At 41.0% G+C, this 17,449-nt stretch carries 12 protein-coding genes; 2 read left to right on the forward strand and 10 right to left on the reverse strand.

Annotation, left to right across the window (positions count from 1 at the left end):
• Nucleotides 1-7 precede the first annotated feature (7 nt).
• Together H8S63_RS01650 and H8S63_RS01655 are read right to left on the reverse strand one after the other, a co-directional pair.
• Nucleotides 8-1,411 (reverse strand): aldo/keto reductase, encoded by a 1,404-nt coding sequence (locus H8S63_RS01650; RefSeq protein WP_186925528.1) that lies wholly within the window; start codon nucleotides 1,409-1,411, stop codon nucleotides 8-10.
• Between the two features lie 19 nt (nucleotides 1,412-1,430).
• Nucleotides 1,431-2,939, reverse strand: coding sequence for a 4Fe-4S binding protein (locus H8S63_RS01655; RefSeq protein WP_186925529.1), 1,509 nt, complete (start codon nucleotides 2,937-2,939; stop codon nucleotides 1,431-1,433).
• Nucleotides 2,940-3,410: 471 nt separating this feature from the next.
• Between H8S63_RS01655 and H8S63_RS01660 the strand changes: the two genes are divergently transcribed.
• On the forward strand, nucleotides 3,411-4,031 hold the full coding sequence (locus H8S63_RS01660) for an HAD family phosphatase (RefSeq protein WP_186925530.1): 621 nt from the start codon (nucleotides 3,411-3,413) through the stop codon (nucleotides 4,029-4,031).
• A 38-nt stretch (nucleotides 4,032-4,069) separates the two neighbouring features.
• On the forward strand, nucleotides 4,070-4,879 hold the full coding sequence (locus H8S63_RS01665; protein WP_186925531.1) for an SDR family oxidoreductase: 810 nt from the start codon (nucleotides 4,070-4,072) through the stop codon (nucleotides 4,877-4,879).
• Nucleotides 4,880-4,962: 83 nt separating this feature from the next.
• Here the strand turns inward: H8S63_RS01665 and H8S63_RS01670 are convergent, their stop codons facing one another.
• From H8S63_RS01670 to H8S63_RS01705, 8 genes are all read right to left on the reverse strand, one after another.
• Nucleotides 4,963-5,691 (reverse strand): DUF6064 family protein, encoded by a 729-nt coding sequence (locus H8S63_RS01670; protein WP_186925532.1) that lies wholly within the window; start codon nucleotides 5,689-5,691, stop codon nucleotides 4,963-4,965.
• A gap of 10 nt (nucleotides 5,692-5,701) precedes the next feature.
• Entirely contained in the window at nucleotides 5,702-6,187 is a 486-nt protein-coding gene (locus H8S63_RS01675; RefSeq protein ID WP_007760308.1) for a threonine/serine exporter family protein, read from the reverse strand.
• A 1-nt stretch (nucleotide 6,188) separates the two neighbouring features.
• Complete coding sequence (locus H8S63_RS01680) at nucleotides 6,189-6,956, reverse strand: threonine/serine exporter family protein (RefSeq protein WP_007752854.1); 768 nt, start codon at nucleotides 6,954-6,956, stop codon at nucleotides 6,189-6,191.
• Between the two features lie 60 nt (nucleotides 6,957-7,016).
• Complete coding sequence (locus H8S63_RS01685) at nucleotides 7,017-7,268, reverse strand: hypothetical protein (protein WP_186925533.1); 252 nt, start codon at nucleotides 7,266-7,268, stop codon at nucleotides 7,017-7,019.
• Nucleotides 7,269-7,350: 82 nt separating this feature from the next.
• Nucleotides 7,351-7,902, reverse strand: a complete 552-nt coding sequence (locus tag H8S63_RS01690; protein WP_007752863.1) for an RNA polymerase sigma factor — start codon at nucleotides 7,900-7,902, stop codon at nucleotides 7,351-7,353.
• Nucleotides 7,903-8,078: 176 nt separating this feature from the next.
• On the reverse strand, nucleotides 8,079-11,174 hold the full coding sequence (locus H8S63_RS01695) for a DUF6298 domain-containing protein (protein ID WP_186925534.1): 3,096 nt from the start codon (nucleotides 11,172-11,174) through the stop codon (nucleotides 8,079-8,081).
• 30 nt (nucleotides 11,175-11,204) lie between these two features.
• Nucleotides 11,205-12,887 carry a thrombospondin type 3 repeat-containing protein gene (locus H8S63_RS01700; RefSeq protein WP_186925535.1) on the reverse strand — a complete coding sequence of 561 codons (1,683 nt, stop codon included), beginning with the start codon at nucleotides 12,885-12,887 and terminating at the stop codon, nucleotides 11,205-11,207.
• 58 nt (nucleotides 12,888-12,945) lie between these two features.
• A complete protein-coding gene (locus tag H8S63_RS01705; protein ID WP_186925536.1) occupies nucleotides 12,946-17,376 on the reverse strand; it encodes a two-component regulator propeller domain-containing protein in 4,431 nt (1,476 codons plus the stop codon).
• Between the last annotated feature and the right edge of the window lie 73 nt (nucleotides 17,377-17,449).

Consider the following 17,449-nt stretch of genomic DNA (forward strand, 5'->3'; position numbering starts at 1 on the left):
TTTTCTTTTATAAAGTACCTTGTTTTAATTGTTCTACGAACTGATCTATCCGATGCAGCTCTTTCGGAATATCAATGTTCTGCGGACAGTGTGCCACACACTGGTTACAACCGATACAATGGCTTGCCTGACGAAGTTTGGGCACGCTACGGTCATATCCGACTAGAAAAGCACGCCGGGCTTTTGCATAATTCTCATCCTGCCCGTTCCTGGGGACATTCCCTTCATTGACGCAACGGTTGTAATGTAACAACACAGCGGGTATATCCAACCCATACGGACATGGCATACAATATTTGCAGTCGTTGCAAGGGATCGTTGGATATTTCAACATTAATTGTGCCGTTTCTTCGAGAAACTCTTTTTCTTCATCTGTCAATGGTTCCAAAGGAGAATAAGTACGGAGATTATCTTGCAGATGCTCCATATAAGTCATGCCGCTTAACACAGTCAGAATGTCCGGGAATGAACCGGCAAAACGGAAAGCCCAGGAAGCGACACTGCTTTCCGGACGGCGTTGTTTGAGCCGTGCCACCAGGTTGTCATTCAATTTAGACAAACGACCTCCTAAAAGCGGTTCCATGATGATAGATGGAATTCCTCGTTTATGCAGTTCTCCATACAGATATTCAGCATCCGTATTCCGGGTATTGGTTTCTTTGGCATGTTTCCAGTCTACATAGTTCAATTGTATCTGTACGAAGTCCCACTTGAATTCATCGTGCCGTGAAAGCAGATAGTCATACACTTCGATATCCCCATGATAAGAGAATCCCAAATTGCGGATATGTCCTGCCTCCCGTTCTTTTACCAGAAAGTCAAGCATTCCGTTATCCAGGTAGCGTCCTTTAAGGGCTTCCATTCCTCCCATGCCGATGCCGTGAAGCAGCATATAATCAATGTAATCTACCTGCAGGTCTGCAAACGATTTGTGGTACATCTTGAGCGATGCTTCACGAGACCATGTATCGGGAGAGAAATTGGATAACTTGGTGGCGATATAATATTTGTCACGGGGATGACGGCTCAATGCAATACCCGTTGCTTTTTCGGAAAAGCCCTGTACGTATGCCGGAGATGTATCGAAATAGTTTACTCCGTGAGCGATTGCATAATCAATCAGTCCATTCACGGCATCCTGGTCGATTACTTCACCATTACCGTTGGGAGCAGGTTTGAGAGGCCAACGCATACAACCATATCCCAAGAGTGAAACACGGTCACCGGTAGTCGGAGACGTGCGGTAAGTCATTTTATCGGTAGGCACCTCTCCTTCTCCTGTTGCGCTGCTTGAAGAGGAAGTACCTTTTGATGAGCATCCGTATAATAGCCCTGTCGACGTGGCAGCACTAATACCTACAATCTTAATGAAATCTCTTCTATTTATATCTTTCTTATTTTTATCTTCCATAATCTTATACTGATTTAGATCAAATAATTCTATGCATCTGGTGTCCTGTCACATAAATAGCGCTGAAAGGACGGGACGGACAAAGGTTCTCACACGCCCCACAACCGATACATTTTTCTACATTTACTACCGGAATCTTTGGAGAATCTGTTTTTTCAGGATCGGAAGCTACCATCTGTATGGCACCTGTCGGACAATGGCGGGCACAGTTGCCACATTCCATTCCGTCTGTCAAAGGTACACAGTTCTCTTTAATCCATACGGCATGTCCGATCTGAATAGCTGATTTTTCGGCAAGACTGGTGAGATGAATAGCACCGGCAGGACAAACTTCCGAACATTTAGTACATTCGGGACGGCAATACCCACGTTCGTATGACATTTCCGGTTGCATCAATGTCAATAGGTTGTCCGATGGGCGCAATACCTGGTTGGGGCAAACAGAGACACATAATTGGCAGGCTGTGCAATGTTGAGTGAAATTGCGTGCGCTTAATGCACCGGGAGGATAGATAGGATTTTCTCTTTTGGGAATCTTTTTATCTTCGATAGTAGCCAATCCTCCATCTACTTTTTTCTCTTGTGCTTTCAGTACAGAAGTTGTAGCAAAAATGGCTGATGCAGAAAGAAAACTGCGACGGGCGTTATCTACCTGTCCGGCTGTGGCAGTCTTTGCTTTTGTATCTTCATTCGTTGCTGTTTCGTTTTCAGGTTTCCATCTTGTGTATGTAATGGCTCCATGCTTACACTTTCCGATGCAATCCATACAAGTCACACAACGGCTATAATCTATTTCATGAGCTTTCGGATTAATACACGATGCTTTGCAATTGCGGGCACACAAACCGCAGTTGTTGCATTTGGAAGTATCAATTATCGGTTTGAAGATCGCATATTTGGATATAAGCCCTAATACAGTACCTACGGGGCAGATCGTATTACAATAGGTTCGTCCGTTGCGCCACGCCAGAATGAAAAGAACAACAAGGGTAACAATGGCAATCAGCATCGTCGAAAGACTCTTTATCCATACATCTACCTCATAAAAAGCATAACTATCCATTCGTTCGGCGAAGTACGCCAACAGGTTGTTTCCCCATTGCCAGACCGGTGCAAAAAGACTGGAAGCTATCCGGCCATAAGCACTATACGGTGCCAGCAAGATAGCCAAAGAGTTCAAACCTGCAACCATCATGATAATGAATACTCCTAAAACGCCATACCGCAACCATTTCATTGCTGGTGAATAACGGAACCGGTTTTTCTTTTGTTTGCCGGATACCCACGAAACAATGTCCTGAAACACTCCCAACGGACAAATAACAGAGCAGTAGATACGTCCGAACAGAAATGTAAGTACAACTAAAAACAATACGATACCTATGTTTAAGGCTAATAAAGCCGGCAGAAATTGAATTTTCGCCAACCATCCGAACCATGTGTGCAATGTACCCGTGAAGTCGAGAAAAAGCAGGGTAATAAGTGTAAAGCACACAATGGCGGCTGTAAGTCTGATAGTACGTAGCATAAACTAATTAATTTTCAATTTATAGTAGTTAGATCTAAATGTCAATGTCCTACATCGTCAGAATTAAACTTGATGATGTTTTAACTTTGCAAAGTTAATCAAGGAAATTTATTTTTCAACTATATATATTACAGATTATTATACCCGAATTACTGAAAGTGCTTGTTTAAACGAAAATATACAAACTATGAAAAGCTCATTGGGGCATTAGGAAAAGTAAGTGCCACTCTTGTTTTTTACTATTTAATTTCGTATATTTAAAGTTCCTCATCTTTCTGAAAATAAATAGTCATTTTGCAGAATGACAAATATCACCTTGTAACGTGCCATTTGTCACCCTATAAGGTGACCATTGTCACGTTATAACGGGACTACTACCCGATTGCATAAAAGGTTACTATTTCTGTACTAAAATGAAGAAGTCTCTAATGATTTTATAATATCTTTGTAGCAAATTAAAAATGATATATCATGATTAAAAACATTGTATTTGATTTTGGTGGTGTGATTGTGGATATTGACCGTGACAAAGCGGTTCAAGCATTTATCAAACTGGGACTGGCAGATGCCGACACCCGTCTGGATAAATATCACCAGACCGGCATCTTTCAAGAACTGGAAGAAGGTAAGCTAAGTGCGGATGAGTTTCGGAAACAACTGGGGAATTTATGTGGCCGTTCATTGACGATGGAGGAAACCAAACAGGCATGGCTGGGCTTTTTCAATGAAGTGAATCTAAATAAACTCGATTATATATTAGAATTGAGAAAATCATATCATGTGTATATTTTAAGTAATACTAATCCTTTCGTTATGTCATGGGCATGCAGCCCTGATTTCTCGTCAAGGAAAAAGCCGTTGAATGATTACTGTGATAAACTATATATGTCTTATCAGGTCGGTCACACAAAACCTGCACCGGAAATATTCGATTATATGGTGAATGATTGCAATATCATTCCTTCTGAAACTTTATTTGTAGATGACGGCGCCTCGAATATCCAAATCGGTAAAGAACTGGGATTTGAAACTTTCCAGCCGAAGAATGGTGAAGATTGGCGGGAGAAAATGACTGTTATTCTGAAGAAATGATAATTGAGCAGTTAGTACCATACCGCAAATAAAAAAATATGCAACCACAAGTCATACTTATCACCGGAGCATCTTCTGGGTTTGGAAAGATTACCGCTCAAATGTTATCAGCACAAGGACACATCGTTTATGGGACAAGTCGGAAACTTTCCGAAGACATGAATGAGGTGAAAATGCTGGTTGTTGATGTTACCAATTCACTTTCTATCCGTCAAGCTGTTGATAGGATTCTATCGGAACAGGGACGGATTGACGTACTGATTAATAATGCCGGGAAGGGTATTGGCGGTGCATTGGAACTTGCTACGGAAGAGGAAGTAAACATACAGATGAATACCAATTTCTTTGGTGTAGTGAATATGTGCCGGGAGGTATTGCCTGTCATGCGTAAAAACCGAAAAGGGAAGATCATCAATATCAGTTCTATTGGTGGTGTAATGGGCATCCCTTATCAGGGATTTTATTCTGCTTCCAAATTTGCGGTGGAAGGATATAGCGAAGCATTGGCTTTAGAGGTCCATCCGTTCAATATAAAGGTTTGCGTGGTAGAACCGGGAGACTTCAATACCGGATTTACTGATAATCGGAATATTTCTGAACAGATAAGACTGGATACCGATTATGGAGAAAGCTTCCGGAAATCATTGGAGATCATAGAAAAAGAGGAACGTAATGGATGCCATCCACGGAAGTTGGCTGCTGCAATCTGTAAAATAGTGGAGCGTACAAATCCTCCTTTCCGTACGAAAGTAGGTCCCTGGATACAGGTGTTGTTTGCAAAGAGTAAAAGGTGGTTGCCTGATGTGGTGATGCAGTATGCTCTGCGGATATTCTACGCAATTAAGTAAATGTGATATAATGCAAAAAGTCTTTCATAGCCATTAAAGCTAGAAAGACTTTTTTGATTTGAATATCTTCTATATGTTCCGGATCAATTCTTCGGAACTAATTCTAAAAACATGGTAGTAGTCAGCAACACAGCCAGTCCGACGCAAACGCTTATCAATAGCCAATTGATATATTTGGCTTTCGGCTTGGTGTCGGTATGCAGATTGTTCAGGAAATATTCTCTGAAGAAAAGATACAGGCCGGGAATTGTGGCACTTGCCAACAGGAAATCTTCCGGAATCTGGAAGAAATAAGTTTTGGATAATCCGATCAATGACCAGTGGCAAAGGAAAAGGACTAGAAACATGTTCACTTTGTGAGCAAACAGCAATAATAGCCCAATGGTAAACACAACCACAGAACAAGGCATTACCGGAGAAGTCATTTCCGGAAAGGAAAGTCCGCGCGCTAATGATACTAAAGGATATATGAATGGCATTGCCAACAAGACATAGGACAGGATGTCGTATTTGTGGGTACGTTCGAAAGTCGTGTATCCCGTAATCGCATCCCATATCCAAATAATAGCCATTACTCCCCAGAACATAGCCATCACTCCATTGTAACTACGTTCTTCGCAATAGACATAATAGTAGATTACCGAAATCCATGTATAAAGTCCTATCATATAAAACTTCATCGCCATCTTCACCCATGTGCGCGGTTTACTGATAAGCAATCCGGTCAATGCAATACCAATCAGAATGATGACTGTCTGTAAAAGCCAAGTAGCTGAATTATAATATGCAATTGTTCTCCAAAAAATCTCCATAAAAGTAGTTTTAATGTCTTGTTAATGAAAAAGCTCTATGTGGGAATAGGAACATCGGGAAAGTGGCTCCTACTGCCAACATGAAAATAACCGTGCTTGCTACCAGGCTGTTGGAGAAGAACATTGACATGAACTTATCCAGATTTTCCGGGTCATTCACGTTCTGCAAACACATGATAAGTGAAAATACCATGTTGTATGCAAATTTGCCCGGAATCATCGGAAGCAGAGCCGGAATATAAAGTACTGTCATCGGGCAATATACTTTTTTCCCTAACCATAAACTACCAAAACCGATCACTAAGCCGGCAAATAAAGAAGCTGTAGCAATATCTACCCCTAAATAAGTCATCAGGCAAAAACGGCAAGCGTGTCCCAATGCCGCCAATAAGGCAATCATCTTAAATGCCCGCAAAGGAGGATCGGAAATCGCACCAAATCCTATACCTGCCACTGCTGCAAAAAATCCGTCAGTAAGAATGTCGAGTGCTATCATATTAAATTAAACTGTTTTTTACCATTAGTAATGTGAAAGAAAGTCCGATAGCAATGCTGACAATCAGCAAAGAGGCTTCTGTCAGACGGGCAAATCCGGTCAGTACATATCCTTCGACTATATCAATCACTCCATTAATCAAAGGAACACCGGGAACAAGATAAAGTACACTGGTAGCCATTGCTATCTCTGAAGTTGTATCGAAAATCAAGGCTGTAGAAGCGCAAAGGGAAGCAACAAAAGCTGAAACGATAAAAACAATGTAATGATTCAGCTTTTTCTTCTGCATCTGCTGTTTCAGATAGAATCCTGTGATGGTAGCAGAAAAGACAATTCCCATAGATATTAAATCGCCACCGAACAATTTGCAGAATGATGCATTGGCGAATCCGACTAACAACAAGACGAAGAGAGGATGTATCATCGGGGCGGAAACGATTTTCTTGTATTTGGCTGTCAGTTCCTCCAATGACAGATGATTGTCTACCGCTTCCCAACTTAATGCGCTTAACTCAGAGTTGTGTTCAAAACTAATGGGATGTGCGGGGATATCGATAACTTCATTACAAGCTTCATTCGTCTCTTTATCTACAATTGTCAAAATGATGTTTTTATGAAATACGCCTAACTTTACATCTAGTCCGAAAGCTTCTCCAATACGTTTGGAATTGCGCACTACCCGCGAAGTATGTACTCCTGCGCCCATTAAATGGGCCGAATATTCTGCTATAAATTTACCTATCGATAATAAAGATTCGCTTGTCTTCATGAATGTGATATTTTTAATTGGGCGCAAAAGTACAAAAAAAATAGCAACTACCTAACCTAATTATAAAATACCCGAAAAATCTTTTATACTACTAACAATCCTATCTTTTAATTCTTTGCTTTCAGCCATTGTAAAATCACAGGCAACATCTGTCGGAGCCATTAATACTGCCTTGGCTTCTTCCGCGTCTGCCAGTTCATCCGGATGTTCCTTGAAATAAGCCTCCCATTTGGAGGCTGACTGTGGAACCACTCCCAGCGCATAGTTGATAAAGTCATCATCCGTCAAAAAATCTTTTACCTTAGAATACATATCACATCCTTTTTAAGCGTTTACGTAAATAGGACGGTGTTATCCTGTATATGTACTCAATAAAGCATTCTTTTTACCATAATTAACTTGCCAAATCACGTAACTTTGTCAATCCGCGATACATCAAGTTGCGTACAGACTGATAATTCATGTTCATAATTTCGCAGATATCTTCATATTTCTTTTCTTCTATATAATATAGAGTGAGTGCTTCGCGCTGGCGGGGGGATAGTTGGTTTAGTAAACGCTTAATAAGGAAAAACTCATTTTTGCGCTGTTCTTTTTCCGCATAATCATTTTCTACATCTGTAGGAGCCAGCATATTGACTTCTTCAATAGCTGTATCGGACATATACATACGTTTACGAAGTTCATCACACAACTTGTTCTTTAATGAGATGAACATATAGGATTTCAGATTATCAATAGTTCCTAGTTCATCTTTCTTAGTATAAAGCTTCACAAAAACATCATGGATGCAATCTTTCAATAACTCTTTATCCAAAGTTAGCTTTAGCCCATAATTAAAAAGGATATTGATATATAAATCATATAGCTGAGAAAAAGCTGCCATATTCCCCGCTTGAAATGAAGCGAATAAAGTTTCGGTTGAATTATTAGTTTGTCCCATCATAGCATTAATTCGATTGATTTGATGTTGCAAAACTAGGCAGTATCCGTCACAACCTTAGGTAAAATCTGGTTTGTGGATTGAAAAAATAAGTATCATGTTTTATAACACTCTTTTATTAGAATTTACCTATATAAAACAAAAATCCCGTTGAAGATCATTCAACGGGATTTTCTATCTTATAGCTTATGAAACCAATAAATGCCTTCTTTCTTATCTGGTACCTTTAAAGTATATAATCCTTTTATTTTCAGTGATTTATTTATTGTGTTCACTTCCCCGGAATTAGGGTGAATGTACTTTAATACATATTTCCCGGACGATAAATGAATGGGAATTTCTGTTCCAGACTTGGAATAAATGATATTTCCTGTATCAGATTTTACCAATTTCTTATATTGATCAGTATTGGTCTCTTCCACTTCCATAACTGCCGCATCCTTTAAGAAAGCCTTGTCTTTACACGGAATAACAGGACACGAGCCACTTGCCATGAATACTGCCCATCCCATAGAAGGATAATTTTGCGCATAGAAAGTTACTGCTTTCTGAGGAAACTTCCGGCGGTATTCGCTCACTGCCTTATAAGCTTCATTAAAGGTTATCTTTCCTACTTTCATCTTACGCATATGCTGGCGGGGAGCCATGTTTTTCCCACCTTCCGGCGCAAAGATTCCATCTTTCTTATAATGCCAATAACGAATATCAATAACATCTACCACAGCAGCCCGTTTAGGGTCTGCAAGAATAGCATCCTGCACATCCTTTGTCGTACTCAATGCTACTTTAGCTTTCTTTCCGGTTTCAGCTTCCCACTCGGCTATGACATCCAACCAGAACTGTACGAAGTGCAATGGCCCTGTAAATTCTGCACTTGTCAGTTGAATGACATTCGAATTATCTGCGAAGTTATTGAGACATTGGCGAATGTATTGCCTATGCAACTCGCGGCGTACCGGATGACTGATATCGTAAAACATATCTGCTACGAAAATACGTTTGTCTCCGGCAAATGGAACGGGTTCCGGAAATCCGGTCTCATTGATATTATTACTGCTTCTCCACGGACAGTCCACCCAATGTGCTCCGGCTTCCAGAATATTATGCTGGAAGTAGTTTTCGTGGAATAGAAGCAGTCCATCTTTGCTTCCTTTCTCTGCAAATTCCTTCAAGCGCGACCAGTACCAGGCATTGGGGCGTTTCAAATCATATTTGCTTAAACCTTCCCAAGCTGTTCCCTGACCACTACGTCCGAATGGCTGTTCGTAAAAAGGACCCCATACATCTCCATCCCGGCGGCGGATACGTTCATGGTCATCCCGACGGCGGTCATACCACAATCCATAGTTCTGGTCAAAAACGAGTATGTTCTTCTGTTTCATGAAGCTGACTACAGAGTCGATACGGTCAGTCAGTCCCAATCCTTCGCGTCCCGGCACAAAGCGGGTGATGGCAGGGCTTGCTTTTTTCAAAAAGTTGGTTTTAAGTTTTCCATTCCACCAAGGAGTTGTATGACTGCCTCCTACAAGCAATACACCATCCATTTGAATACGTCCGTTGACGATACTTATTTCCGGTTGTGTCCGTTGTTTGTTTGAAATAGTCTTTTTCTCTTTAATATCATCGATTGATTTGACTCCTGTTGGCACGACTGAAGGGATAAATTTATTTTCTTCAATCCAATGCTCCAATGTCAAACGAGGATTATAAGCTTCTTTTGCCAATGCCATAGCTACTTCTACGGTAGGGCTACTTGTTGCACTTGTGTTTCTAGGCAGGATACGTGCCCGTTCTGCGCATTCTTTTTGCAGGCGTTCCGTTAATTGGGCATAAAATATACTGCGCGGCTGGACATGATTATTGGACTGTGCCCATTCTCCGTCTCCCGAGAACTGTGCCCAGCAACCATACGCACGATTTTGTGCATCTTTTGCCGGAGTATAACATTCTATTTCTGCAGCGGTACATTGCCAGAACAGACTGTTGCCTGTATTCCAACCGGCTCCATTCTTATCCTGCCCTAAATTTTTAAAAGTGAGATTATGTCCGTCGATATTGACGACATCAAACAGTAAACCACACGCCCAAGCATCAATAGAACCACTGAATCCTAAAGATTGGTACGAATCGCATTGAACGAAAGCATTAGGGCCGGCAGCGCAGAATCCGGCCGCGAAATCGTGAATGCCTTGTTCCGAATAACAACGTTGGAATAAAGTCTGCTGTCCCAATGTGTGGAAAGTACAACGGCGCATCCCTCCTATTTCGGAAACGGGATCTTTCGAAATACAATCCTCGACAGTGATTTTAGAACCGGTCCGTTGAACGATTACAGCGCTTCCTGCAAAATGCCTGAAATTAACTTGTCTTACCCAGCAGTTTTCTGCAGCTTCGATGGAAATCCCTGTCCAACAATGATCCTCGTCTTTCGGATAGTGTTTATCATAATCTGAGACCAATGTCAGATTCTCTACACCGCAGTTTTCAATACGTCCGTTCCATTGGTATGTCATAATGGTAGATACACCGTATTTGGCATCCAATGCCACAGTCAACGGTGCATCTAAGGTAAGCAGGTTACCATTAATATCGCTAACAACCCGGTCCCATGTTAAATCCATATCCCCTTCTTTCCATCCTAAGGCGCTGATTCCTCCTCCAAAGATGTTACAACCTAAAGAAGCAATCCACTCCTTACCGGAAGGACGGGTTACCATAATCCGGTCTCCTTTTTTCAGAGAAGTCCCCAAAGCGACTTCCAACGTTTTTGTATTCACCGGAACATAGTTTGAGAGTACTTGTAATGTATCTTTTATTACCAAGTCGTTTTCTCCTTCCATATAGATAAGAGAACCCCGATCCACTCCTTTCTTTAATAATATTGTACTTTCTTTATCCATTCCCCGTAATACGATTCCGGATGTAGCAATGCGGATACTTCCGGACAGGGAAAACTCGCCTTTATCCAATAACACAGCACCGCGGAAACCTGAAATATCAGGAGGCAAGGAGGCTACATAGTCTATGGCACGTTGAATTCTTGTTGTATTGTCTCCGGGTTTCCAAGATACAAATACGACATTCCGAACGGAAGGAATATCCTGTTCCGAAGCCTGATAACCACACGTTGAGAAATCGAGAATCCTATTTCCCAATTCGTCATTAAGGTAAGTAATCCGGTCGTCTTTTACTTGTAAAGCAAAGGTTTGCGCATGACTCTGCGCAAACCCGATACTTAATAATCCCAAAAGGATAGTTCTTATTTGTATATTCATTACAATAAACTTTATTATCAATTTATTTGGCTAAAACAGACTTTTCCTTTTAGAAAGTGTATCATGATTGTTTTTCAAATCTGTCCAATCCACTTTCTTCTTTGTATCGATACCATTGATATATTTCTCAATGTTAGTATAGCCGTCCCCATTACAATCTTTCACTGCGTCGGAAGGATCGTTCGGATTCAGCCCGTTGGCAACTTCCCAAACATCCGGCATCCCGTCATTATCTGTATCGGCATACGGTTCTCCTTTATATTCGGGAAGTCCGCCTACTTGACGGATGTCTGTAATAATTCCTTGTTTATAAGAGTCTGCCGGTAAACGTCTCTTTACATATGGTGACACAAATTCCGGAGCGTCTTTTACATAAATGGCTTTACCCATTCGTACTGTTTTGATCACACGGGAATCGACTGCATCACGTTTTGGAAAGTTAGCTCCTGCATTGTCCAATACAAAGCTATAGGCTTTTGGAGTATCCATTATAGTGACAGGAGGCATTTTGAATGCTTCGTCCGATTTAATTTGCGGAAGGAACTTTTCTGAGTCTACGCCATCCTTAAGCTGTACACCGCCATCCCAATTGTTCTTTGTCACTTTTGCATTTCCATGAATGATATTTCCGTTGACATAAGCTTTTCCAAAAGATAAAGGACGGTTTTTGTCACGTCCGGCTTCCGGTTTGAGGATACGATATGAGATCGGTTTGTCTAATGGAGTAATGGGGCCCGGTTTGAAGTAATTATTAATCATGTTATAGAAACTTTTATTATCTCCTCCGTCCACAGAACGATTCCACCAATTAAATACGACATTATTAACAAAATTGAAATCTCCGTCCATCCCTACCGAACTGTTACGGCTGATATTGGAAGCAAATAGATTACGGCAGAACATACTGTTATGCCCGCCGATGGTAGCGCCGAAAGCATGATTGTAAGTGTCCAACGCTTCGGAGAATATAGAGTTCTGAATAGTGATATTTACAGTCGGAAGTTTCAGTCCGTGTCCATCTGCACCTCTATTGTATACGTGTCGGTAGATAGACATATTTTCATCCAGTCCCCAACTTGCCGAACAGTGGTCTATCATGATATTCCCGACTGCATTTCCGCCTACCGCATCATCACGAAAGGCAACATCCTGTGCACCACGACGGAAACTCATATGACGGATAACAACATCGTGTGTATCAATCAGAAAAGACTGTCCTGCCACACATATGCCGTCTCCCGGAGCCGTTTGTCCGGCAATGGTCACATACGGTGCACGTACACTGATAGGACTCTTGAGATGTATTACGCCCGATACATTGAAAACGATAATACGTGCCCCCCCCGTTTCACAAGCTTCACGGAATGTTCCGGGACCGGAATCTCCGAGCGATGTGACTACGATTACTTTCCCTCCACGACCACCGGGAGTATACATTCCCCCTCCCTCCGCACCGGGAAAAGCGGGGATATTACTTTTTACCAAATCTTCCGGTTTTGAAGCCCACGGTTTATAGGGACGTCCTTTTTGTGCCTCTTCCAAAACTGTCGGCAGAGCTTTTTCCCATGCTACATTTGATTGATGTTCAAACTCGGCTTCTTGTTTTGCCCCTCTTGCCTTTACAGAGTCCGGAATCACCGGATACTGCGCTGCCACAGGTAATATACAGGCAACCAGCATCCATGCTGATAATACTTTCTTGATGTTGTTCATTCTTTCGAATCTTAATAGGTTTTCTAAAAAGACGATTAAGAAAGCGTTTTGTAACCGGTTATTTCTCTCCTTTCCGCCATTCATTCATATATTCGCGGGGAGTTTGGTTATATTTCTTCCGGAAACATTTACTATAATAGCCGGAATCCTTGAATCCGACAGCAAAAGCAATTTCAGAGACACTTAAATCCGTACTCTTAATCAATTCAATAGATTTGTTCAGACGAATTTCTTTAACCAAATCTACGGGGGCTAACCCGGTCAGGCTCTTCAACTTTTTAAAGAATGCCGAACGACTCAAACCGATACCGGAAGCTATTGTATCTATATTGAAATCACTATCATCCATATTCTCTTCGATCACTTGATGGATTTTCTCGAGGAACTGTACATCTTTCTTTACCAGGTACTGTTCATAACTATCCTCTTCCGTCGTTGTCTGGTTCTCCATTTGCTGTCGGATACGTTCACGGAATAATTTTCGCTCAGACAATAACTGGTCGATTCGTGCCAACAGGTATTCTTTGCTGAATGGTTTGGTTATATAAGCATTGGCACCCAAAGTTATGGCTTTTGTCTTGGCACCTTCATCATTCTTTGCAGTCAGTATTATTACAGGAATATGGCTGATTTGGAAATCTTTACGGATAGACTGTAACATTTCCAACCCGTCCATCTCAGGCATCATCTGATCTGTCACCACAATGTCCGGATGGTAAAGATGGACTTTCTTCAAACCTTCTACTCCATTATTGGCAATATGGATGTTGAATTTGTCTTCTAATTGCAATTTTATCAGTTGACAAAGATCTCTGTTATCTTCTACTAATAACAGGGTCGGTAGTGAAGAGTCTATTTCCGGTTCTTCTTCTGTAGTTTCTACCGAAGAAATATTCGTAACAACTTCTTCTTCGGAAGCGGTTGGAGCAGTTTCCGTGTCGCTGACATAGAAGTCGACTTCCGACGGACGATAGTGTTCCTTATTCATCAGAAGTTCAACTGTAAATACGGCTCCCTGTCCTTCGGGACTTTCAGCATAAATAGATCCATGATGCAGGTTTACGATTTCTTTAGAAAGCGCCAGACCAATGCCTGTACCTTGATAGTATGGATTCTTAGTATTCTCTCCTTGTGAGAAGCGTTCGAATATTTCAGTCAGCTTACTTTGTGGAATCCCCTCTCCATTATCTTCTACCCGTACGAAACAGCGTTTTCCGTCATCCGTCAATCCGGTAGTGACGTAGATACTTCCACCGGAATGCGTGAACTTAAACGCATTGGATATAATGTTGCGGATGACAATACTTAATTTTTCCTTGTCTGCCCATACCATAATAGATTCGTCCGGTAACTGGAAAGTGAAACTAACTTCATTCTCTTCTGAAAGTACACGGAATTCTTTCTGGAAAGAAGCTATCATTTCATTAAAATCAATCAAAGAAACATGCAAGCGCATCTTGCCATTCTGAATCTTCCGGAAATCCAATATCTGATTCACCAATTGTAACATTTGATTGGTATTCTTCTCCATCAGATCAACATACTGCAATCCTTTCGGGGATAATTTTTCCCGTTCTTTCAGTTCCTGTATAGGTCCTTTTATCAATGTCAAGGGAGTGCGAAGTTCATGGGAAATATTGGTAAAGAACTTAATTTTCATTTCCGATACTTTTTGCTCTATATAGATATCATTCTTCATTTTGATCATGAAAAAAGCCAGGCGCAAACCGAAATAAAGAGCTGCCAATCCAAGTATGACATAAATAATCATTGCCCACCAACTCAGCCACCAGGGTGGAAGAACCGTAACGGCTAAAGTTCGGCTCGAAACAAGTTCGGGATTGGCTTCATCCAGCGTTTCTACACGGAAAGTGTAATCACCGGGAGGCACATTGGTATAAGAAGCAATCCGGTTCTTTCCATTATAATGCCATTCTTTTTCATATCCTTCAAGTATGTAACGATAAGATACCCTGTTCTGATTATAAAAATTCAGAGCGGCGAATTCTATTGTGAACATGGACTGGTTGTGTTTCAGTTGAATCGCATCGGTATAAATAATGGATTCTTTTAGAATGGGGCAATCCTGAAAACTCCGCAGATCGCGATTGGATATTTTGAAATCGACAATACGTGTATCATAGTCCATGTGTTGTGTTTCCAACTTATCCGGAGAAAATGCCAATATACCTTGTCGTGTACCGAGCCATAAATCTCCGTTTAATGTACGAAGTGTACTTCCCTCTTCCAATTCTACGTTTAGGAAACCGTCATATTTATCATAATTGCGGAACTGTTCGGTAGCTTTATTAAAGCAGGACAAACCGATTTCTGTTGTAAACCAGAGATTTCCGTTTTTATCTTCTACAATTGACTTGACCACGTCATTATTCATTCCTTCACGTATGCCGTATGATTTAAAGATCGGTTCATGCTTTTCTTTATCATATCGAACAAGTTTGTTCAGACCTCCACCAAATACGCTTACCCAGATTTGTGAGTCAGTGTCCTTATATAGCACATAAATATCATTATCAGCGACATTGGATCGTTCGCTGACTTGACGGTAAGTCTCAAATTGTATCTGTTCGGGTGTTGCAAAATGTCCGTCGAAAGACATTAAACCATCCATTGTTCCTACCCACATCCGACCGTCTTCATCTTCTGTCATTGTGCGTACCTCCATATATAGTCCATAAGGAGGATACTGTTTCAGTCCGTTGTATTTATGTTTGAAAACAACTTCTCCGTTTTCTTCGGCAATCAGATTTAATCCTCCTCCCAATAATCCTACCCAAATGCGTTCCTGACTATCTTGGTAAGTAAAGTATACGTCATTATTACTAATGGAGTTTGAATCTTTCGGATCATTCTTGTAACGGGTAAAACGCAGTCCATGAGGTGAGTTCATATCCGGTTCAGCTTTCACCAATCCATTACCTTTGGTAGAGAACCATAGATTTCCGTCTTTATCTTCCATAATATGATAGACTGCTCCCAACAGGTAGTTATGGTCCGAGAAAATCTGCTTCACTTGTCCGTTACGATCAAGACGGTATAGAGCCTGCCATCGGGTTCCTACCCAAATATCTCCGTTTTGTGCCTGATAGAGAGCACGGATTCCTTGATTCCAGGATGTCTGTTTTTCTGTAGAAACTGGAACGGGAGATATATCGGTCAGTAACTGGAATTGTTTTTTGGGGAAATTCACTCGATACACCCCGCTACCGGTAGATGCTAACCAAAGGATTCCATCTTTATCCAATAACAAATGAAAAAAAAGTTGATTGGGAAGATCCTCAGAGAAAGGTTTCATTTGATTGATACGGGTCATTTCCAGCTTATCCCTGTCGAAAAGAAGAATTTCTCCGCCCGGAGTGAGAAAAAACATTCCTTGCTCACCTGCATCCTGCATCTCAAAATTGCCAATGGTATTCTGATTGGGAAAAGTAAAACGATGACTACTTTTATTCAGAGGATCATAATATATCAATGCGTGATTGCCTTCCTGAAACCATATTTTATCATATTTGTCATAGAATATGATGCCACTATCCTCTTGGGGGATTGTAAACGGTAGTTTGGTTAGCTGTTTGTAACCGATGTTGTATTCGTATGCTCCGTCATTGGTAGTTATATACATCAAGCCGGACTCGGTGACCAGTAAACGAGAGATAGCCTGTTTGATCTCCGGTATCTCGTAACGATTCACAACCCCATTTTGAGGATCAATGCTATAGATATGCCCGTTTTGATCTCCCAACCACAGGAACTTGGAATTATAAGAAGCGCAAGTGAACAATTTGGGATCGGCAGAAACTTTTTTTTGTATAAAATCGGAAGGTTTATCTTTCAAGGTACTTCCTTTTCTAAGAGACAGAATCTGGTAATCCATACCTATCCAATTAATAAATTCAGCAGTTTCACAAAACACATTATGTTTCAAACGCATATCATATACGTTCACGTTGGGGCGTGAGTCGTGCAACTGCTTCATTGTAATCTTGCCTGTTTTATCGGTATGTGCACGCAACAAACTTTTATCTTTAGTCAACAGTAGAACGTCTCCGTCTTCTGTCGTTTGAATCTTGATAATCTGAATATTCTCGGAGTATTCTTTTACATCATCATAGACGGCATGAAAAGTTTCATGCTTCTTGTCAAATAAATATAGTTTGCGGTCAATAGTCTTGAGCCATAGAAAACCATTCTTATCTTCTACAATACGCTGAATCTTGCGAGGAGGAATATCTGCAGAATAAAAACCGTCCCGATTATCATACGAACGGAATTTAGCTCCGTCAAAGCTGCATAATCCGTACCATGTGCCAAACCAGACAAATCCATCTGTCCCTTTTAAAGTGCAGTTGACGATGTTATTGGGCAAACCACGTTCAGCCGTATAATGTTCTACAATCATATTTGGATAGGCAAAAGCACATACACCCGCCAACGATAATAATAGTATTAGAATATTCCGTTTTCTCATTTATGATAATAATAGAGGTTTTAATGCTCCCAAAGGTAGTCTTTTTTTTGAAGATAGTGACTAGAATCACTAT

Source organism: Bacteroides sp. NSJ-39, assembly GCF_014287315.1.
Taxonomy (GTDB): domain Bacteria; phylum Bacteroidota; class Bacteroidia; order Bacteroidales; family Bacteroidaceae; genus Bacteroides; species Bacteroides finegoldii.